The organism is Bradyrhizobium sp. (genome assembly GCF_036735945.1).
Taxonomy (GTDB): Bacteria; Pseudomonadota; Alphaproteobacteria; order Rhizobiales; family Xanthobacteraceae; genus Bradyrhizobium.
In genome coordinates this window covers 1-17,000 of sequence record NZ_DAINNI010000102.1, presented here as the reverse complement: position 1 = coordinate 17,000, position 17,000 = coordinate 1, and the positions used below count along the sequence as shown (strand labels likewise).

At 65.7% G+C, this 17,000-nt stretch carries 15 protein-coding genes; 12 read left to right on the top strand and 3 right to left on the bottom strand.

Annotated features, from left to right (window positions below):
- From V7E26_RS23405 to V7E26_RS23370, 8 genes are all read left to right on the top strand, one after another.
- Positions 1–807, top strand: an 807-nt coding sequence (locus V7E26_RS23405) for a chromosomal replication initiator protein DnaA (protein ID WP_324420718.1), incomplete at its 5' end; no start/stop codon positions are given.
- A 269-nt stretch (positions 808–1,076) separates the two neighbouring features.
- Complete coding sequence (gene dnaN / locus V7E26_RS23400) at positions 1,077–2,195, top strand: DNA polymerase III subunit beta (protein ID WP_324420716.1); 1,119 nt, start codon at positions 1,077–1,079, stop codon at positions 2,193–2,195.
- A gap of 89 nt (positions 2,196–2,284) precedes the next feature.
- Positions 2,285–2,650, top strand: a complete 366-nt coding sequence (locus V7E26_RS23395; protein WP_324420722.1) for an endonuclease domain-containing protein — start codon at positions 2,285–2,287, stop codon at positions 2,648–2,650.
- Between the two features lie 85 nt (positions 2,651–2,735).
- Positions 2,736–3,875: a DNA replication/repair protein RecF gene (gene recF / locus V7E26_RS23390; RefSeq protein WP_324420713.1), complete on the top strand. Its 1,140-nt coding sequence runs from the start codon at positions 2,736–2,738 to the stop codon at positions 3,873–3,875.
- A gap of 240 nt (positions 3,876–4,115) precedes the next feature.
- Positions 4,116–6,551 (top strand): DNA topoisomerase (ATP-hydrolyzing) subunit B, encoded by a 2,436-nt coding sequence (gene gyrB / locus V7E26_RS23385; protein ID WP_324420711.1) that lies wholly within the window; start codon positions 4,116–4,118, stop codon positions 6,549–6,551.
- A 14-nt stretch (positions 6,552–6,565) separates the two neighbouring features.
- Entirely contained in the window at positions 6,566–7,864 is a 1,299-nt protein-coding gene (murA, locus tag V7E26_RS23380) for a UDP-N-acetylglucosamine 1-carboxyvinyltransferase (protein WP_324420708.1), read from the top strand.
- A 50-nt stretch (positions 7,865–7,914) separates the two neighbouring features.
- Positions 7,915–9,318, top strand: a complete 1,404-nt coding sequence (locus V7E26_RS23375) for an MATE family efflux transporter (protein ID WP_324420706.1) — start codon at positions 7,915–7,917, stop codon at positions 9,316–9,318.
- Positions 9,318–9,788, top strand: coding sequence for a DUF2867 domain-containing protein (locus V7E26_RS23370; protein WP_324420704.1), 471 nt, complete (start codon positions 9,318–9,320; stop codon positions 9,786–9,788). The genes V7E26_RS23375 and V7E26_RS23370 overlap by 1 nt, the downstream gene beginning before the upstream one ends.
- A gap of 38 nt (positions 9,789–9,826) precedes the next feature.
- Here V7E26_RS23370 and V7E26_RS23365 read toward each other — a convergent pair whose 3' ends face one another.
- Positions 9,827–10,939 carry an FUSC family protein gene (locus tag V7E26_RS23365; protein ID WP_324420720.1) on the bottom strand — a complete coding sequence of 371 codons (1,113 nt, stop codon included), beginning with the start codon at positions 10,937–10,939 and terminating at the stop codon, positions 9,827–9,829.
- A 134-nt stretch (positions 10,940–11,073) separates the two neighbouring features.
- Between V7E26_RS23365 and V7E26_RS23360 the strand changes: the two genes are divergently transcribed.
- A complete protein-coding gene (locus V7E26_RS23360; protein WP_324420702.1) occupies positions 11,074–12,444 on the top strand; it encodes an MmgE/PrpD family protein in 1,371 nt (456 codons plus the stop codon).
- An 83-nt stretch (positions 12,445–12,527) separates the two neighbouring features.
- Here V7E26_RS23360 and V7E26_RS23355 read toward each other — a convergent pair whose 3' ends face one another.
- Complete coding sequence (locus V7E26_RS23355) at positions 12,528–13,094, bottom strand: GNAT family N-acetyltransferase (RefSeq protein WP_324420700.1); 567 nt, start codon at positions 13,092–13,094, stop codon at positions 12,528–12,530.
- Positions 13,095–13,298: 204 nt separating this feature from the next.
- Between V7E26_RS23355 and V7E26_RS23350 the strand changes: the two genes are divergently transcribed.
- From V7E26_RS23350 to V7E26_RS23340, 3 genes are all read left to right on the top strand, one after another.
- A complete protein-coding gene (locus tag V7E26_RS23350) occupies positions 13,299–14,216 on the top strand; it encodes a pirin family protein (protein ID WP_324420698.1) in 918 nt (305 codons plus the stop codon).
- A 67-nt stretch (positions 14,217–14,283) separates the two neighbouring features.
- Positions 14,284–15,198 carry a phosphoribosylaminoimidazolesuccinocarboxamide synthase gene (locus V7E26_RS23345; protein ID WP_324420697.1) on the top strand — a complete coding sequence of 305 codons (915 nt, stop codon included), beginning with the start codon at positions 14,284–14,286 and terminating at the stop codon, positions 15,196–15,198.
- A gap of 69 nt (positions 15,199–15,267) precedes the next feature.
- Entirely contained in the window at positions 15,268–16,071 is an 804-nt protein-coding gene (locus tag V7E26_RS23340) for a crotonase/enoyl-CoA hydratase family protein (protein ID WP_324420695.1), read from the top strand.
- Positions 16,072–16,077: 6 nt separating this feature from the next.
- Here the strand turns inward: V7E26_RS23340 and V7E26_RS23335 are convergent.
- A partial coding sequence (locus V7E26_RS23335) for an aldehyde dehydrogenase family protein (protein WP_324420693.1) occupies positions 16,078–17,000 on the bottom strand: 923 nt, incomplete at its 5' end.

Here is a 17,000-nt window from a genome sequence, read left to right as displayed (position 1 = left end):
AAATTCATGTACGGCTTCGTCGCCGCGCTGAAGACGCAGACGGCGCTGGCCTTCAAGGAGGCGCTGCGCGGCATCGACGTGCTCGTTATCGACGATCTGCAGTTCCTGCAGGGCAAGTCGACCCAGGCGGAGTTCTGCCACACGCTGAACGCGCTGATCGATGCAGGCCGTCAGGTGGTGATCGCCGCCGACCGTCCGCCGTCGGATCTCGAGAGCCTCGACGACCGCGTGCGCTCGCGGCTGGCCGGCGGTCTCGTCGTGGAGATGGGCTCGCTCGGCGAAGAGCTGCGGCTCGGCATCCTCAAATCGCGCGTCGCGGCCGCCCGTGCCCATCACGCCAGCTTCGACGTCCCCGAAGCGGTGCTGGACTATCTCGCCCGCACCATCACCCATAACGGCCGCGACCTCGAAGGCGCCATCAACCGCCTGCTCGCGCACTCCAAGCTCAACAACACGCACGTGACGCTGGAGATGGCCGAGCGCGAGGTGCGCGACCTGATCCGTCCGCAGGAACCGAAGCGGATCAAGATCGAGGACATCCAGCGCGTGGTCGCCCGGCAGTACAACGTCAGCCGCTCGGACCTCCTGTCCTCGCGGCGGACGGCGAATGTGGTCCGGCCGCGTCAGGTCGCGATGTACCTGGCGAAGACGCTGACCTTGCGCTCGCTGCCGGAGATCGGCCGGCGGTTCGGCGGCCGCGATCACACCACGGTGCTGCACGCCGTGCGCAAGATCGAGGCACTGGTGTCGCGGGACACCGCGCTCTCCGAAGAGGTCGAGTCGCTGAAGCGGCAATTGCAGGAATAGCGTCACAGCGCTTTAGCAGCCGGAACAGGCCGGCTCCTCCCCAGCCTCTCCCGCCCTGATGGCGGGAGAATTTTTTTCTGCTGGCCTTTTTGCAGCAAAAGTGGGGAACGGCCGGCTGCCTCCCTTGCACCGGCGGGCCATCCGCGCCACCTTGCGGTCCCCCCGGGGGTTTGATCAAATCCGGTCCCTGATCCGGCTTTTCGGGTTTCCAATGCCGCGGCGCTGCCTTTCCAGGCCGCCCGGCTTTTCCATCTCTGGCGGATATTGCAATGAAGGTCACCGTCGAACGCGCGCAACTCCTGAAATCGCTGAGCCACGTCCATCGCGTGGTCGAGCGCCGCAACACCATCCCGATCCTCGGCAACGTGCTGGTGCGCGCCGAAAATGCCAGGCTGTCGCTGAAGGCGACCGACCTCGATCTGGAGGTGACCGAAACCCTGGCGGCGGAGACGGCAACCGGCGGCTCCACCACGGTGCCGGCGCACATGTTCTATGACATCGTCCGCAAACTGCCCGACGGCGCGCAGATCGTGCTGGAAGCCGATGGCGACCGTTCGGTGATGGCGATCCGCGCCGGCCGTTCGCGCTTCACGCTGCAGACCCTGCCCGAAAGCGATTTTCCGGATCTTGCCGCCGGCGACATGACGCACTCGTTCGCGCTCGCCGCTTCCGACGTCAAGCGGCTGATCGACCGTACGCAGTTTGCGATCTCGACCGAAGAGACCCGCTACTACCTCAACGGCATTTACCTGCACACGGCCGGCACCGCCAAGGCGGCGACGTTGCGCGGGGTGGCGACCGACGGCCACCGCCTGGCGCAGATCGATCTGGCGCTGCCCTCCGGCGCCACCGGCATGCCCGGCGTCATCGTGCCGCGCAAGACGGTCGGCGAGGTGCAGCGCCTCATCGATGACAATGAGGCCGAGATCAAGATCGAGCTGTCGCAGGGCAAGATCCGCTTCACGCTCGGCAATGTCGTGCTGACCTCGAAGCTGATCGACGGAACCTTCCCGGACTACGGCCGCGTCATTCCGCAGAACAACGACAAGGAACTGATCGTCGACAAGAAGGATTTCGAGGCGGCGGTCGACCGCGTCTCGACCATTTCCAGCGAACGCGGCCGCGCCGTGAAGCTCGCATTGTCCCCGGGCAAGCTGGTCCTCTCGGTGACCAATCCGGATTCCGGCAGCGCCACCGAAGAGCTCGAGGTCGAATACGCCTCCGACGCGCTCGATATCGGCTTCAACTCGCGCTACCTGCTCGACATCGCCGCCCAGATCGAAGGCGAAGTCGCCGTCCTCCGCCTCGCCGATCCCGGCTCGCCGACGCTGGTGCAGGACAAGGACAACAAGGGCGCGCTCTACGTGCTGATGCCGATGCGGGTGTGAGCAAGGCTCGCGACAAGGACGCCAACCTTCCCTCTCCCCTTGTGGGAGAGGGTGGCGCCGAACGAAGTTCGGCGACGGGTGAGGGGTTCGTGCCGCAAACACCAAATCATAGGCCTGTAGCCAAACGCATCCGCACCTTCGCCAAGAAGATGCGGCGCGAGCCGACCGATGCAGAACTGGCGATGTGGCGATTGCTTCGTGATCGGCGGCTCGCACGTTTCAAGTTTCGACGGCAAGTCCCGTTCCGAAACTTCATTCTCGACTTTGTTTGCTTCGAAAAGCGCTTCATCGTTGAAATTGACGGCAGTCAGCACGCCTCATCCACGCGCGATGAAGCTAGGGAAGCGATCTTGGTGGCAGAAGGGTTTATGATAGCGCGGTACTGGAATAACGACGTGCTGCAGCAACCTGCTGCTGTTTTGGAGGACATTTTCGTAAAGCTCGCCGAGCGGTAAGAACCCCTCACCCGTCGCCTCACTTCGTGAGGCGCCACCCTCTCCCACAAGGGGAGAGGGAAAGAGAGACCGACGTCAACTCATCATGACCCCCTCCCGCATCCATCGCCTCTCGCTCACGCATTTCCGCAACTACCGTGCGGGAAGCGTGCAGGTGCGCGGCGATGTGGTAGTGCTGGTGGGACCGAACGGCGCCGGCAAGACCAATTGCCTGGAGGCGATCTCGTTTCTCTCGCCGGGGCGCGGCCTGCGGCGCGCGACGCTGGAGGATGTCGCCGACAATCAGGGCGACGGCTCCTGGGCGGTCGCTGCCGAGGTCGAGGGCGCACTCGGGCTTGCGACGCTCGGGACCGGCATCGACGCCCCGGGTGCGGAAGGAGCTTCCACCAGCCGGCGCTGCCGGATCGACCGCGAGCCCGTCGGTTCGGCGAACGCGTTCGGCGACCATTTGCGCATGGTGTGGCTGACGCCGACGATGGACGGGCTGTTTCTCGGCGCGGCTTCCGAACGCCGGCGCTTCTTCGATCGCCTGGTGCTGGCGATCGACAGCGAGCATTCCAGCCGCGTCTCGGCGCTGGAACGTTCGCTCCGTTCGCGCAACCGCCTGCTCGAAGTGCGCAATTACGACGACCATTGGTGCGACGCGATCGAGCGCGAAACCGCCGAGCTTGCGGTCGCGGTTGCCGCCACGCGCGGCCAGACCGTGACGCGGCTGGCGGCGATGCTCAGGGAGCGCGGCGCGGCCTCCGCCTTTCCCTCGGCGCAGATCATGCTCGACGGCTGGATGGAAAACGCGCTGGTCAACGAGCCCGCCACCGCGGTGGAAGATCGCTACCGCGAGATCCTGCGCGCGAGCCGCGTGCGCGATGCCGCCGCCGGTCGCACGCTCGACGGCCCCCACCTCACCGACCTGCAGGTGGTGTATGCGCCGAAGAACATGCCGGCGCGCGATGCCTCTACCGGCGAGCAGAAGGCGCTGCTGATCGGCCTGGTGCTGGCGCACGCCACCCTGGTCGCCGAGATGACCGGCATCGTGCCGCTGTTGCTGCTCGACGAGGTCGTCGCCCATCTCGATCCCGTCAGGCGCAAGGCGCTGTTCGACGAACTCGCAAGGCTCGGCGCACAGGTCTGGATGACCGGAGCCGACCCGGCGGCGTTCGTCGATATCGGGCCCGGCAGCGAGATTTTCGACGTCGAGTCCGGCCAGGTCCGCCGCCGCGCCTGAGGCTCGCCGGCGAGCAGGCGGAGCCCTCGAAAACCGCCCCCCGAACGTCCTCGAATCGGGCTTTTCGGGGTGTGTAAAACCGGCCCTCGAACACCTTGAAAAAGTGTAAAAAACCACCATTTATTCAAAGACTTGTTGATAGAGAGATTGCGCTAGGCGCGATGCCTCTTTCATGGCACAAATAGACCGATCAGCGCCTCATAATGCGCAGCTGATTCGGGACACCCTCGAAGGCTTCACATGACAGAACCTGCCCGGCAGACCCCTGCCGACACTGAGCATCCAATTCCGGTCGAATACGGCGCGGAATCGATCCGGGTGTTGAAGGGCCTCGATGCCGTACGCAAGCGGCCGGGCATGTATATCGGCGACACCGATGACGGCTCCGGCCTGCATCACATGGTCTACGAGGTCGTCGACAACGCGATCGACGAAGCGCTCGCGGGTCACGCCACGCGCGTCGACGTGATCCTCAACGCGGATAATTCCGTCACCGTGCGCGACGACGGCCGCGGCATTCCGGTCGACATCCACAAGGGCGAAGGCATCTCCGCGGCCGAGGTCATCATGACCCAGCTCCACGCCGGCGGAAAATTCGACCAGAACTCCTACAAGGTCTCCGGCGGCCTCCACGGCGTCGGCGTCTCCGTCGTCAACGCGCTGTCGAGTTCGCTGAAGCTGCGGGTCTGGCGCGACGACAAGGAGCATTTCGTCGAATTCTCCCATGGCGACGCGATCGCGCCTCTGAAGGTGGTCGGCGAGGGCAAGGGCCAGCGCGGCACCGAGGTCACTTTCCTTGCCTCGAGCGAGACCTTCAAGAACATCGAATATGATTTCGCGACGCTGGAACACCGGCTGCGCGAGCTCGCCTTCCTGAATTCGGGCGTCCACATCGCCCTTTCCGACATGCGCCACGCGGTCGAGAAGCGCGAGGAGATGCACTACGACGGCGGCGTCGAGGAATTCGTCAAATATCTCGATCGCAACAAGAAGGCGATCGTGCCGATGCCGATCATGGTGCGGTCGGAAGCCAACGGCATCGGCGTCGAGGCCGCGCTGTGGTGGAACGACAGCTACCATGAGAACGTGCTGTGCTTCACCAACAACATTCCGCAGCGTGACGGCGGCACCCATCTTGCCGGCTTCCGCGGCGCGCTGACGCGCCAGGTCAACGGCTATGCCGAGGTCAATGCGAAAAAGGAAAAGATCGCGCTGACCGGCGACGATTGCCGCGAGGGTCTCACGGCCGTCCTCTCGGTCAAGGTGCCGGATCCGAAGTTTTCTTCGCAAACCAAGGACAAGCTGGTGTCCTCGGAAGTGCGCCCGGTGGTCGAGAACGTGCTCAACGAGGCGCTGGCCGCCTGGTTCGAGGAGCACCCGAGCGAAGCGAAGGTGATCGTCGGCAAGGTGATCCAGGCCGCCGCCGCGCGCGAGGCCGCCCGCAAGGCGCGCGAATTGACGCGCAAGAGCCCGCTCAGCGTCTCCTCGCTGCCCGGCAAGCTCGCCGACTGCCAGGAAAAGGATCCGGCCAAGTCCGAGCTGTTCATCGTCGAGGGCGACTCGGCAGGCGGCAGCGCCAAGCAGGGCCGCAATCGCGAATTCCAGGCGGTGCTGCCGCTGCGCGGCAAGATCCTCAACGTCGAGCGCGTCCGCACCGACAAGATGCTGTCATCAGAGCAGATCGGCACCCTGATCACCGCGCTCGGCACCGGCATCAGCGACGACTTCTCGGCCGACAAGCTGCGCTACCACAAGATCATCGTGATGACGGACGCCGACGTGGACGGCGCCCATATCCGCACGCTGCTGCTGACCTTCTTCTACCGGCAGATGCGCGAGCTGATCGATCGCGGCCACCTCTATATCGCCCAGCCGCCGCTCTACAAGGTGACGCGCGGCAAATCCGAGCAGTACCTGAAGGACGAACGCGCGCTGGAAGACTATCTGATCTCGGTCGGCCTGGACGAATGCGTGTTCACACCGGGCAGCGGCGACGAGCGCGCCGGCCGCGACCTGCTCTCGCTGGTGGAAGACGCCCGCGTCATCCGAAGCGTGCTGCGCAATCTGCACAGCCGCTATAACCGCAAGGTTATCGAACAGGCCGCGGTCGCGGGGCTGTTCGGCAGGGACATCTACACCAATCCGGAAACCGCCGCCGCCGCCGCCGAATACATGACGCGGCGGCTCGACAACCAGGCCGACGAAGTCGAGCGCGGCTGGACCGGACAGTTCGTCGAAGGCCAGGGCTTCGTGTTCGAGCGCACCGTCCGCGGCGTCAAGGATGTTGCGATCATTGACGACGCCTTCCTCGGCTCGGCCGACGCGCGCAAGCTTCACGACTACCGGGAGAAGCTGCAGGACGTCTATGCCAGGCCCGGCAAGCTCCGCCGCAAGGATGCGGAGACGATCATTTACGGCCCGATCGACCTGTTCGAGGCGGTGACGGAATCCGCGCGCAAGGGCGTCGCACTCCAGCGCTACAAAGGTCTCGGCGAGATGAACCCCGGCCAGCTCTGGGAGACCACGCTCGACGTCAACGAGCGCTCGCTGCTGCAGGTGAAGGTCAAGGAGGTCGACGAGGCCGACGACATCTTCACCAAGCTGATGGGCGACGTGGTCGAACCGCGCCGCGAATTCATCCAGGATAATTCGCTCAGCGCCAATGTCGACGTGTGAGGCCTTGAACGCCCGTGGCGCCTATCCAGTACATCGTTGAAGGCGGCCACCGGCTCTCGGGCACGATCGAACCGTCCGGCAACAAGAATTCCGCGCTGCCGATCATCGCCGCCGCACTGCTCACCGAGCATCCGGTGACGCTGGAGAATGTGCCGCGCATCCGCGACACCGAGACGCTGGTCGAACTGATCCGCTCGGTCGGCGCTTCGGCCGAATGGAAGGCGCGCAACACGCTCGCCATTCATGCGCGGGAAGTCCGCGCCGCCGACCTCGACCCCGAACTCTGCGCGCGGATCCGCGCCTCGATCCTGCTGGCCGGCCCGCTGCTCGCCCGCTGCGGCGAGGTGGCGCTGCCGCCGCCCGGCGGCGATGTCATCGGCCGCCGCCGCCTCGACACGCATTTCCTTGCCTTCGAGCAGCTCGGCGCCACCGTCACCGCCACGCACCGGCTGGAATTCCGCGCATCGACCCTGAAAGGCGCCGACGTCTTTCTCGACGAGCCCAGCGTCACCGCCACCGAAAACGCACTGGTCGCGGCGGTCGCCGCCCACGGCACCACCTATCTGCGCAACGCCGCCTCCGAGCCGCATGTGCAGGACCTCGCGCATTTCCTGGTCGCGCTCGGCGCGAAGATCGAGGGCGTCGGCACCAACACCATCATCGTGCACGGCCCGGCGGCGCTCGGCGGCACCAGCTATTCGATCCAGCCCGACCACATCGAGGTCGGCTCGCTGATCGGGCTCGCCGCGGTGACGCGCTCGCCGCTGCGCATCGCCAGGGCCGGCGTCGAGCATCTGCGATCGATCCGGATGGGCTTCGAACGGCTCGGCATCGTCTGCGGCGTCGAGGGTGACGATCTCATCGTGCCGTCCAACCAGACCATGAAGATCCACGACGATTTCGGCGGCCATGTCCCGAAGCTGGAGGACCAGCCCTGGCCGGCCTTCCCGGCCGATCTGATGTCGATTGCGATCGTGACGGCGACGCAATGCGACGGCGTGATCCTGATGTTCGAGAAGATGTTCGAGTCGCGGATGTTCTTCGTCGACAAGCTGATCGCGATGGGCGGACGCATCGTGCTGTGCGACCCGCATCGCGCCATCGTCGCCGGCCCGAGCCGGCTGCGCGGCTCGGTGATGACCTCGCCGGACATCCGCGCCGGCATGGCCATGCTGCTGGCGGCGGTTGCCGCAGAGGGCACCTCGACCATCAACAATGCCGACCAGATCGAGCGCGGCTATGAGCGCATCGAGGAGCGGCTCAACGCGCTCGGTGCGAAGATCACACGCGTGCCGGCGCGAACGGGCGGATAGGCGCACCGCGCCGTCGCCCTTTCGGCCTCCGTCCGTGATAGTCTCCAGCAATGACCTCGCTCGACAAGATTGAACGCGCACAAGCCGCGCCGCCGGCTTCCGCGGCCGCTCCCGGCCGGCATCTCGCGATCGAGCTTGCCGAGACGCTGAAGCTTGCGGTGCCGATCGCGCTGACCCAGCTCGGGCAGATCGCGATGATGACGACCGATCTTGCGATGATCGGGCGGCTCGGCAGCGAGGCGGTCGCCGCGGCATCGCTGGCGCACACCGTGCTGTTCGTCAGCTTCACCTTCGGCATGGGCCTGGTCTCCGCGGTCGCGCCGCTCGCCGCGCAGGCTTTCGGCGCACGCGACCCGCATATGATCCGGCGATCGCTGCGCGTCGGCCTGTGGGCCGCGCTGTTGATTTCGCTGCCGCTGATGGCGCTGCGGTTCTGGGCCGAGCAGATCCTGCTGGCGCTGGGTCAGGCGCCGATGAGCGCGCATATGGCGCAGGAATATCTCGCCGGACTGGTCTGGACCATCCTGCCGGCGCTCTGGTTCATGGCGATCCGCGGCTTCATGAGCGCGATCAATCGGCCCGAGCCGGTCCTGTGGATCACGCTGGCCGCGATTCCGGCCAATGCCCTGCTGGTCTACATCCTGCTGTTTGGCGCGTTCGGCCTGCCGCGACTCGGCCTGTTCGGCGCGGGACTGGCGACCTCGATCGTCAATGTCGGCACCTTCCTTGCGGCCGTGTGGTTTGCCGCCTATCGCCGGCCGTTCCGGAAATATCACGTGTTCGGCCATTTCTGGCGCATCGACTGGCCCTTGATGTGGAAACTGATCGTCGTCGGCGCGCCGATCTCGTTTTCGTTCCTGCTGGAATACGGCCTGTTCGGCGCCGCCGGCCTGTTGATGGGCCTGATCAGCACGAGCGCGCTGGCCGCGCACCAGATCGCGCTGCAGGTCGCCGCGATCCTGTTCATGGTGCCGTTCGGCATCGGCATGGCCGCCACCGTGCGGGTTGGGCATGCAATTGGCCGTGGCGACGCAGGCGCCGTCCGGCGTGCCGGTCATGTCGCGACCTGGCTCGGCATCGTGCTCGCATCGATCCTGACGGTCGCGGTGATCGTCGGCCGTTACGGCATCGTGGAGATATTTCTCGGTGAAAGCACGGATGCGACCGCCGCACTCTCCGTGACGCTGTTGCTGGTCGGTTCGACCTTCTTCATCGCGGACGCCATCCAGACCGTCGCCGCAGGCGCGCTGCGCGGCATGAATGATACCCGCGTGCCGCTCTCGTTCGCGATTCTCAGCTATTGGCTGATCGGGTTCACCTGCGCCTGCTGGCTCGCCTTCCGGACGTCGTGGGACGCGGTCGGCGTCTGGATCGGGCTGTCGGTCGGGACCGCGGTGTACGCCGTGCTTCTGCTCTTGCGCTTCCGTCGGCTGACGGCCAAGCTCACCTTCTGATGATCGTCCGCGAGATCAAACCTGCCGTCGACGCCGATGCGCTGCTGGCCGGCGCGCAATTCGCCGACGCCTTCTGCATCGAAGCCGGCGACCGCGATCTCGACGCCCGCCGCGCCGCGGAGCGGATGATGGCGCGGCAGCCGCGCTGGGCCGAGGCGCTGGTATCGCTGCGCAATCTGCTGCTCGCACCGCTCGGGCTGAAAACTTCGGGCCGTGCGGACGCGCCCCGCGACATGATCGGGATCTTTCCTGTCGTGAGCGAAACGCCGGACCGCCTGATCGCCGGCTTCAACGACCGCCATCTCGACTTTCGCGTCGTGGTCGATGTGACGGCGCCCGGCGGAGTCAGGCAGGTCACCGCCACGACGGTGGTCAGGACGCATAATTGGCTCGGCCGGACTTATCTTGCGATCATCATGCCGTTTCACCGGCTGATCGTGCCGGCCTTGCTGCGACAGGTTGCCGCCTGACGGGCGGCGCATGAACCGCGGCCGACGCCTCTCGCCATCTATTTCGACTGCGCCTTTGCACCGGCCGGTTTCTCGCCCCAGTCGACCTGGCAGCGATTGAGATCGTTCAGATTTTGCCGCATCTGCTCCAGCGAAAAACCAAGCGCAAAAAACCGCTCCGCGACATCGGCGGGGACGCCACGGATCAGTCCCTCGCTTCGTATCGAGGCGACTTCGGCGGCATAGGCCTGCAATGCAGCATCCACCGGCTGAATATCCGCGGCGCCGCTGCCGCTTCGCAGGGACAGCGCCGCCGCGCCCATATAGTCGACGATCGCCCTGCTGACGTCCGCAAGCGGCCGCGCCAGCCTTGCCTGCACGTTGACGGGTAGCGGCACCACGCTGGCGCGCCCGATCATCACGACGTCGTGGCGCAACCGCTGAAGCGTGCGCAGCAACGGGCCGGTGTCCGGCCCCGACGACAGGCGCGCCGTGCGCTCGCGCTCGGCTTCCAGACCTGTCGCATGAAGGTTGGCCACCGCCGTGCCGATGCCATCCTGGATTCGGTGCAAGGCGTCGTTATCCAGTCCGCGCGTCAGTCCCGCCAGCAATTCGGCGAAGGCGGCAGCCAGCAGTTCCAGAATCCTCGCCGCATTGACACGGATCTGGCTGATCGCCCGGGACGGCAACACCAGGAACGAGACCAGAAGCCCCGTGAGCGCCCCGACGGTGACTTCAAAGAGCCGGTCGATCGCGGAATCCATCGGGTTGGCATGGTTCATCGCCGGGACCAGCAACACGATCACGGCCGTTACCGTGGCGGTGCTCAGGCTGGGGTTGATTGCGCCGACGAAGGCCAGCGGCGCAACCGCGAGCACCAGCAGCGCCAGCAATCCACCCTCGCCGGAATGCGGGATCAGCACCGCAATGGCGCCGCCATAGACCGCGCCGCCGATCGTGCCGAGCATGTAATCGCGGGTCGCCTTCAGCGAGCGGCCGACGCTCATCTGGGTGACAATCAGCGATGTCAGCACCGCCCATAGCGGCAGCATCAGGTGCAGCGCGCGGGCGATCGCATAGGCCGCGACCGCGGCGACCGCCAGCCTGACCGCGAGCGCCAGTTGCGTCTTGCGGCTTTGGAGCGAGCCAAGCATGCGTTTTGCGAAGGCCATCATGCGCCGCATTCCAGAATCCGCGCGTCCCGCCTGTGCTAGACGACATCAAGTCAGGGCAGGGCCGCGACGGGAAGGCGGCTTGAAAGGTCGTTTCGGCCCGCCTACCCTGCCAGGCAAAACGAGGAAACACGATGGCCCAGGAAACCGCAACGCTCGCCGCCTATGTCGCCGACCTGAAATTTGCGGACATTCCGCCGGAGGTACTGGCGCGCGCCAAGGTGCTGACGCTCGATTTCCTCGGCAGCGCGATCCGGGCGCGGCGCGACGCCGAATCCACCCCCTCGCTGCTCAACATGCTGGAAGCGCTGGCGCTGGACGGCAAGGGCGAGTCCACCGTGTTCGGCGATTCCAAGACATGGACGCCCGCGGTCGCCGCGCTGCTCAACGGCGCGCTCGGCCATTCCCTCGATTTCGACGACACCCATGCCGACTCCTCACTGCATCCCAGCGCCCCGGTGGTGCCGGCCGCCTTTGCGGTCGGTGAAATGGTCGGCGCTTCCGGGCGCGACGTTCTGACCGCGATCGTGGCCGGCTATGAGGTGTGCTGCCGGCTCGGCAACGCGCTCGATCCAACCTCGCATTATGCGCGCGGCTTCCATCCGACTGCGACGGCCGGAACCTATGGCGCCGCAGCCGCCGCCGGAAAGCTGTTCGGCCTCTCGAAGGACCAGCTCATCTCGGCGTTCGGCGTTTCCGGCAGCCAGGCCGCCGGCTCATTGCAGTTCCTGGTCAATGGCGCCTGGAACAAGCGCTATCAGGTCGGCGCCGCCGCGATGAACGGCGTGATCGCGGCGACGCTCGCGCGCAACAATTTTGTCGGCTCGAGTGAGTCGGTCGAGGGCAAGCACGGCCTGCTCGTCGGCTACAGCGACGACGCCCATCCCGACAAGGCGACCGCCGGCCTCGGCAAGACCTACGAGACGCTGCGGATCGGCGTAAAGCCCTATCCGAGCTGCCGCTATACCCATGCGGCGCTCGACGCGCTGATCGCGATGCGCCGCGAGCACAATCTGACCCCGGACCAGATCAAGCGGGTCGAGATCGGCCTGCATCGCAACGGCATCACCTTGACCGGCGACGCCGCCACCAAGCGGCATCCGACCTCGATCGTCGGCGGTCAGTTCTCGATGTTCTTTACCGGGGCATTGGCGCTCGACCAGGGCAGCTTCGGCTGGGACGATTACGAACGGCTCGGCGACGTCGCGATCAATACGCTCGCCGACAAGTTCGATGTGGTGCAGGACGATCGCCTCGAAGTCGGCCGCACGCATCCCTTTGGTGCGCGCGTCTCGATCACCACCGAGGACGGCGTGCACGAGCGGCTCTACGCCGATCCCTCCGGCGAGCCGGAAACATTCCCGGATGCGCAGGCGATGCAGCAGAAATTCCTCACGCTCGCTCGCCCGGTGCTGAACGGCCGCGCCGACCAGCTCGCCGACGCGATCCTTTCACTCGAGAGGTTCGATCGCGTCGAGCAGGCCACGCAACTGGGGCGCCAGTAATACTGCGCCACATCGACGGTGCAGCCCTCTCCCCTTGTGGGAGAGGGGAGATTCGTATGCTCTTCCCTATCGGCGGCCGAGGATCAGCCTTTCCACGCCGCCCGCGGGGTCACCCAGCGCTCATTGGTTTTGCCAGACAGATCGACTTCGCCATCATGCCTTGCTCCCAACCGCCGTGCGACGTTCTTTGACGGTTCGTTGCTGGCCTCGATGCAATGGATGATCTCGTCGATCTCAAAGGTCGCGAACGTCCAGTCGATCGATGCCCGCGCGGCCTCCACCGCATAGCCCTTGCCGCGGCATGCGCGGTCGATGCCCCAGCCAACTTCAAAACCCGGCCAACCCGGCGGGCACCACGGCCCGACGCGGCCGATATAGCGGCGGCTCGATTTCTCCTCGACGGCAAACATGCCGAAACCGTGGAGCGCCCAATGCCCCGATATTACGGCGGCGTTGCGCCAGCCGCCGATCTCGGTGGTGATCGCGATACCGTCAGGCGTGATGTAGCGCGCGGTGCCGGGATCGGAAAGCATCGCCGTATTCGCTGATATGTCGTCGCTTCGCCATGGCCGAAGAATCAGGCGTTCGGTCTCGATGACGGGACCATCGACCTTCAGCAGTTTGGCGCCGGGCTTGAGCGGAGGGATCATCGGGTCATTATCCTACGTCGTCCCTGTGAGCCCAAGGGACCCATAACCACCGTTGTCGATTGTTGGAGACGATATCTGTCATTAGTGCCAAACAATAGGACACGGAGTATGGGTCCTGCGTTCGCAGGGACGACATGTTGAGGCATTTGGACGCGATCCTGCAATTCCTGCTATGATCCAACAAAACGTCACAAGGAGTCCCCCATGAGCTGGCAGCCCTCCAACGATCCCGTGCTCGGCGATCCCAGAACCTGCGACGCGCTCGATCTCATCATCGTGCCGCGCACCCGCGACCTCGGCGACGGCTTCGAGGTCCGCCGCGCGCTGCCGCACGGCAAGCGGCAGATGGTCGGGCCCTTCATCTTCTTCGATCATTTCGGCCCCGTGCAATTCATGGCCGGCAAGGGGATGGACGTGCGGCCGCATCCGCATATCGGGCTCGCCACCGTCACCTATCTGTTCGACGGCTCGATCATGCACCGCGACAGCGAGGGCAACATCCAGGAGATCCAGCCCGGCGCGATGAACCTGATGACGGCGGGGCGCGGCATCGCTCATTCCGAACGCACGCCCGATGTCCAGCGCCGCGACGGCCAGATGATGCTCGGCCTGCAAAGCTGGATCGCGCTGCCGGCAGGTTCGGAGGAGATCGCGCCGTCGTTCCAGCATTACGCCGCCGAGGCGTTGCCGACGGTCAGGGAAAACGGCTTCACCGCGCGCATCATCGCGGGAAGCGGTTTTGGCGTAAAATCGCCGGTCAGCATGGTCTCGCCATGGTTCTATACCGAGGTGACCGCGCAGGCCGGGACCAGCGTGCCGCTCGACCCCGATCACGAGGAACGCGCGATCTACCTCGTCGACGGCGAGGTCGAGATCGCGAATGAGCGCTATGAGGGGCCGCGTCTCCTGATCTTCCGGCCCGGCGACCGCATTACGGTGAAGGCGTTGCGGCCGACACGAATGATGTTTTTGGGCGGCGACGCGCTGGAAGGGCCGCGCCACATCTGGTGGAATTTCGTTTCATCCAGCAAGGAGCGGATCGAGCAGGCCAAACAGGACTGGAAAACCGGCCGGTTTGCCGCCGTCCCGCAAGAACATGAGTTCATTCCGCTGCCGGAGTGAGCTATTGCTCCGCTTTCGTGTTTCCGCGCGCGCATTCCTGCGCGCGCCTGCCTGAAGGCCTTACCCGATGAACGCGATGCTCGCCAGCGATTTGCCCCTGCCACAGATCGGCCGCGGCAAGGTGCGCGATATCTACGCCGTCGGCGACGACCGCGTCCTGCTGCTCACCACCGACCGCATCAGCGCGTTCGACGTTGTCATGGCAGAGACCATCCCGATGAAGGGCGCGGTGCTGACGCAGATCAGCGCCTGGTGGTTCCGCCAGCTCGAAGGCGTGGTGCCGCATCACATGATCAGCGCCGACGCCGACGAGATCATCCGCGAGGTGCCGGCGTTGAAGGACCACCGCGCCGATATCCTGGGCCGTGCGATGCTGTGCAAGCGCACCAACGTCTTTCCGGTGGAATGCGTGATCCGCGGCTACATCTCCGGCTCCGCGTGGAAGGAGTATGCCGCATCAGGCACGCTCGCGGGCGAGCAGCTCAAGCCCGGCCTGGTGGAGAGCGAGAAGCTGGACGCGCCGATCTTCAGTCCGGCGACCAAGGCCGAGACCGGCCATGACGAGAACATCACGGTGGCGCGCGTGCGCGAGATCGTCGGCGACGGCGTGGCCGAGAAGCTCGAGAGCATGGCCCGCACCGTCTATAATTTCGGCGAGCGGATCGCCCGTCATCACGGCATCATCATCGCCGACACCAAGTTCGAATTCGGCCGCGCAGCCGACGGCCGCATCATCCTGATCGACGAGGTGATGACGCCGGACTCCTCGCGATTCTGGGCCGCCGACGTCTACAAGCCCGGCCGGCCACAGCCCTCCTTCGACAAGCAGCCGCTGCGCGACTATCTCGACGCCGAACGCAAAGCCGGCCGCTGGAACGGCGATGCACCGCCGCCGCCGCTGCCGAAGCGCGTCGTCGATGCGACGAGCAAGCGCTATCTCGAAGCCTATCGCCGCGTGACCGGGGATGAGTTGAAAATCTAACCGTCGTCATTGCGTCACCCTCGCGTCTAGTGCCAAGCTTCCGGGAAACAATATCCAGGGAGCGCCGACATGACCGAAGCCGACACCGTGCTCGTCGAACGTGATGGCCCCGTGACCATCGTTTCCATCAATCGCCCGCATTGCCGTAACGCGGTCGACGGCGCGACCGCGCGAAAATTGTACGACGCCTTTCTCGCCTTCGACGCTGACGAGAGCGCATCCGTTGCCGTGTTCACCGGCACCGGCGGCTATTTCTGTGCCGGCGCCGACCTCAAGGCAGTGGCGGCCGGCGATCCCAACAAGAAGCGGGAGCTCGGCGGCTTCGACACGATTGCGCCGATGGGGCCGAGCCGGCTGCGGTTGTCGAAACCCGTGATCGCCGCGGTCGAGGGATTTGCGGTGGCCGGCGGCATGGAGCTGGCGCTGTGGGCCGACATGCGCGTGGTCGCCGACGACGCCACCTTCGGCATCTTCTGCCGCCGCTTCGGCGTGCCGCTGATCGACCTCGGCACCATCCGCCTGCCGCGGCTGATCGGCCATTCGCAGGCGATCGACCTGATCCTCACGGGACGCCCGGTCGGCGCGCAGGAGGCGCTGCGGATGGGACTGGCCAACCGCGTCGTCGGCCGTGGCGAGGCCTGCGCGCAGGCGATTGCGCTTGCCAGGGAGATCGCGGCCTTCCCGCAAAAATGCCTGCGCGCCGACCGGCTGTCGGCGCTGCGGCAATGGGACCTTTCCGAGGAGGAAGCGATCAGCAACGAGATGCGCGGCGGCCTCGAAGTCATCGCCTCGGGCGAAACGCTGTCGGGCGCAACGCGCTTCGCCTCCGGCGTCGGACGTCACGGCGCGTTCGCGGGCGATGCGAGCGATTGACGGAAGCTACACCCCCGCCATCATCACGTACTTGATCTCGACATACTCTTCCATGCCGTGATGCGAGCCTTCGCGGCCGAGGCCGCTCTCCTTTACGCCGCCGAACGGCGCGACCTCTGTCGTGATCAGACCGGTATTGACGCCGACCATGCCTGACTCCAGCGCCTCGGCGACGCGCCAGACGCGGCCGAGATCGCGCGAATAGAAGTACGACGCGAGGCCGAACGGCGAGTTGTTGCACATCGCAACCACGTCGGCCTCGTCCTTGAAGCGGAACACCGGCGCCAACGGCCCGAACGTTTCCTCATGCGCGACCAGCGCATCCGGCTTCACGTTCGACAGCACGGTCGGCTCGAAGAAGCTGCCGCCGAGCGCATGGCGCTTGCCGCCGGTGACGATCCTGGCGCCGCCCTTGACCGCATCGGCAATGTGCTTCTCGACCTTGTCGACCGCTTCCATGTTGATCAGCGGGCCCTGCACCACGCCCTGCTCGGTGCCGTCGCCGATCTTCATCGCCGCGACCTTCTTCGAAAGCTTCTCGACGAACTCGTCGTAGATCCTCTCCTGCGCGTAGATGCGGTTGGCGCAGACGCAGGTCTGGCCCATGTTGCGGTACTTCGACACGATGGCGCCTTCCACCGCCGCATCGATATCGGCATCGTCGAACACCACGAACGGCGCATTGCCTCCAAGCTCGAGGCCAAGCTTCTTCACGCCCACGGCGGCCTGCTGATAGAGGATCTTGCCGACCTCGGTCGAGCCGGTGAAGCCGACGAAGCGCACGGCGGGATGCTCGCACAGCACCTTGCCGATCGCCGACGAATTGCCGGTCAGGATATTGAACACGCCCTTCGGCACGCCGGCCTTCTCCGCAAGCGCGACCAGCGCCAGCGCGGTCAGCGGGGTCTCGTTGGCGGGCTTGAGCACCA

What these genes read in the sequence shown, in the direction of transcription:
- dnaN (WP_324420716.1), top strand. Translation starts at nt 1,077, where the DNA reads ATGAAGGTCACCGTCGAACGCGCGCAACTCCTGAAATCGCTGAGCCAC.
- V7E26_RS23370 (WP_324420704.1), top strand. Translation starts at nt 9,318, where the DNA reads ATGATCGTCCGCGAGATCAAACCTGCCGTCGACGCCGATGCGCTGCTG.
- V7E26_RS23340 (WP_324420695.1), top strand. Translation starts at nt 15,268, where the DNA reads ATGACCGAAGCCGACACCGTGCTCGTCGAACGTGATGGCCCCGTGACC.
- V7E26_RS23375 (WP_324420706.1), top strand. Translation starts at nt 7,915, where the DNA reads ATGACCTCGCTCGACAAGATTGAACGCGCACAAGCCGCGCCGCCGGCT.
- recF (WP_324420713.1), top strand. Translation starts at nt 2,736, where the DNA reads ATGACCCCCTCCCGCATCCATCGCCTCTCGCTCACGCATTTCCGCAAC.
- V7E26_RS23350 (WP_324420698.1), top strand. Translation starts at nt 13,299, where the DNA reads ATGAGCTGGCAGCCCTCCAACGATCCCGTGCTCGGCGATCCCAGAACC.
- V7E26_RS23345 (WP_324420697.1), top strand. Translation starts at nt 14,284, where the DNA reads ATGAACGCGATGCTCGCCAGCGATTTGCCCCTGCCACAGATCGGCCGC.
- V7E26_RS23355 (WP_324420700.1), bottom strand. Translation starts at nt 13,094, where the DNA reads ATGATCCCTCCGCTCAAGCCCGGCGCCAAACTGCTGAAGGTCGATGGT.
- V7E26_RS23365 (WP_324420720.1), bottom strand. Translation starts at nt 10,939, where the DNA reads ATGGCCTTCGCAAAACGCATGCTTGGCTCGCTCCAAAGCCGCAAGACG.
- V7E26_RS23360 (WP_324420702.1), top strand. Translation starts at nt 11,074, where the DNA reads ATGGCCCAGGAAACCGCAACGCTCGCCGCCTATGTCGCCGACCTGAAA.
- gyrB (WP_324420711.1), top strand. Translation starts at nt 4,116, where the DNA reads ATGACAGAACCTGCCCGGCAGACCCCTGCCGACACTGAGCATCCAATT.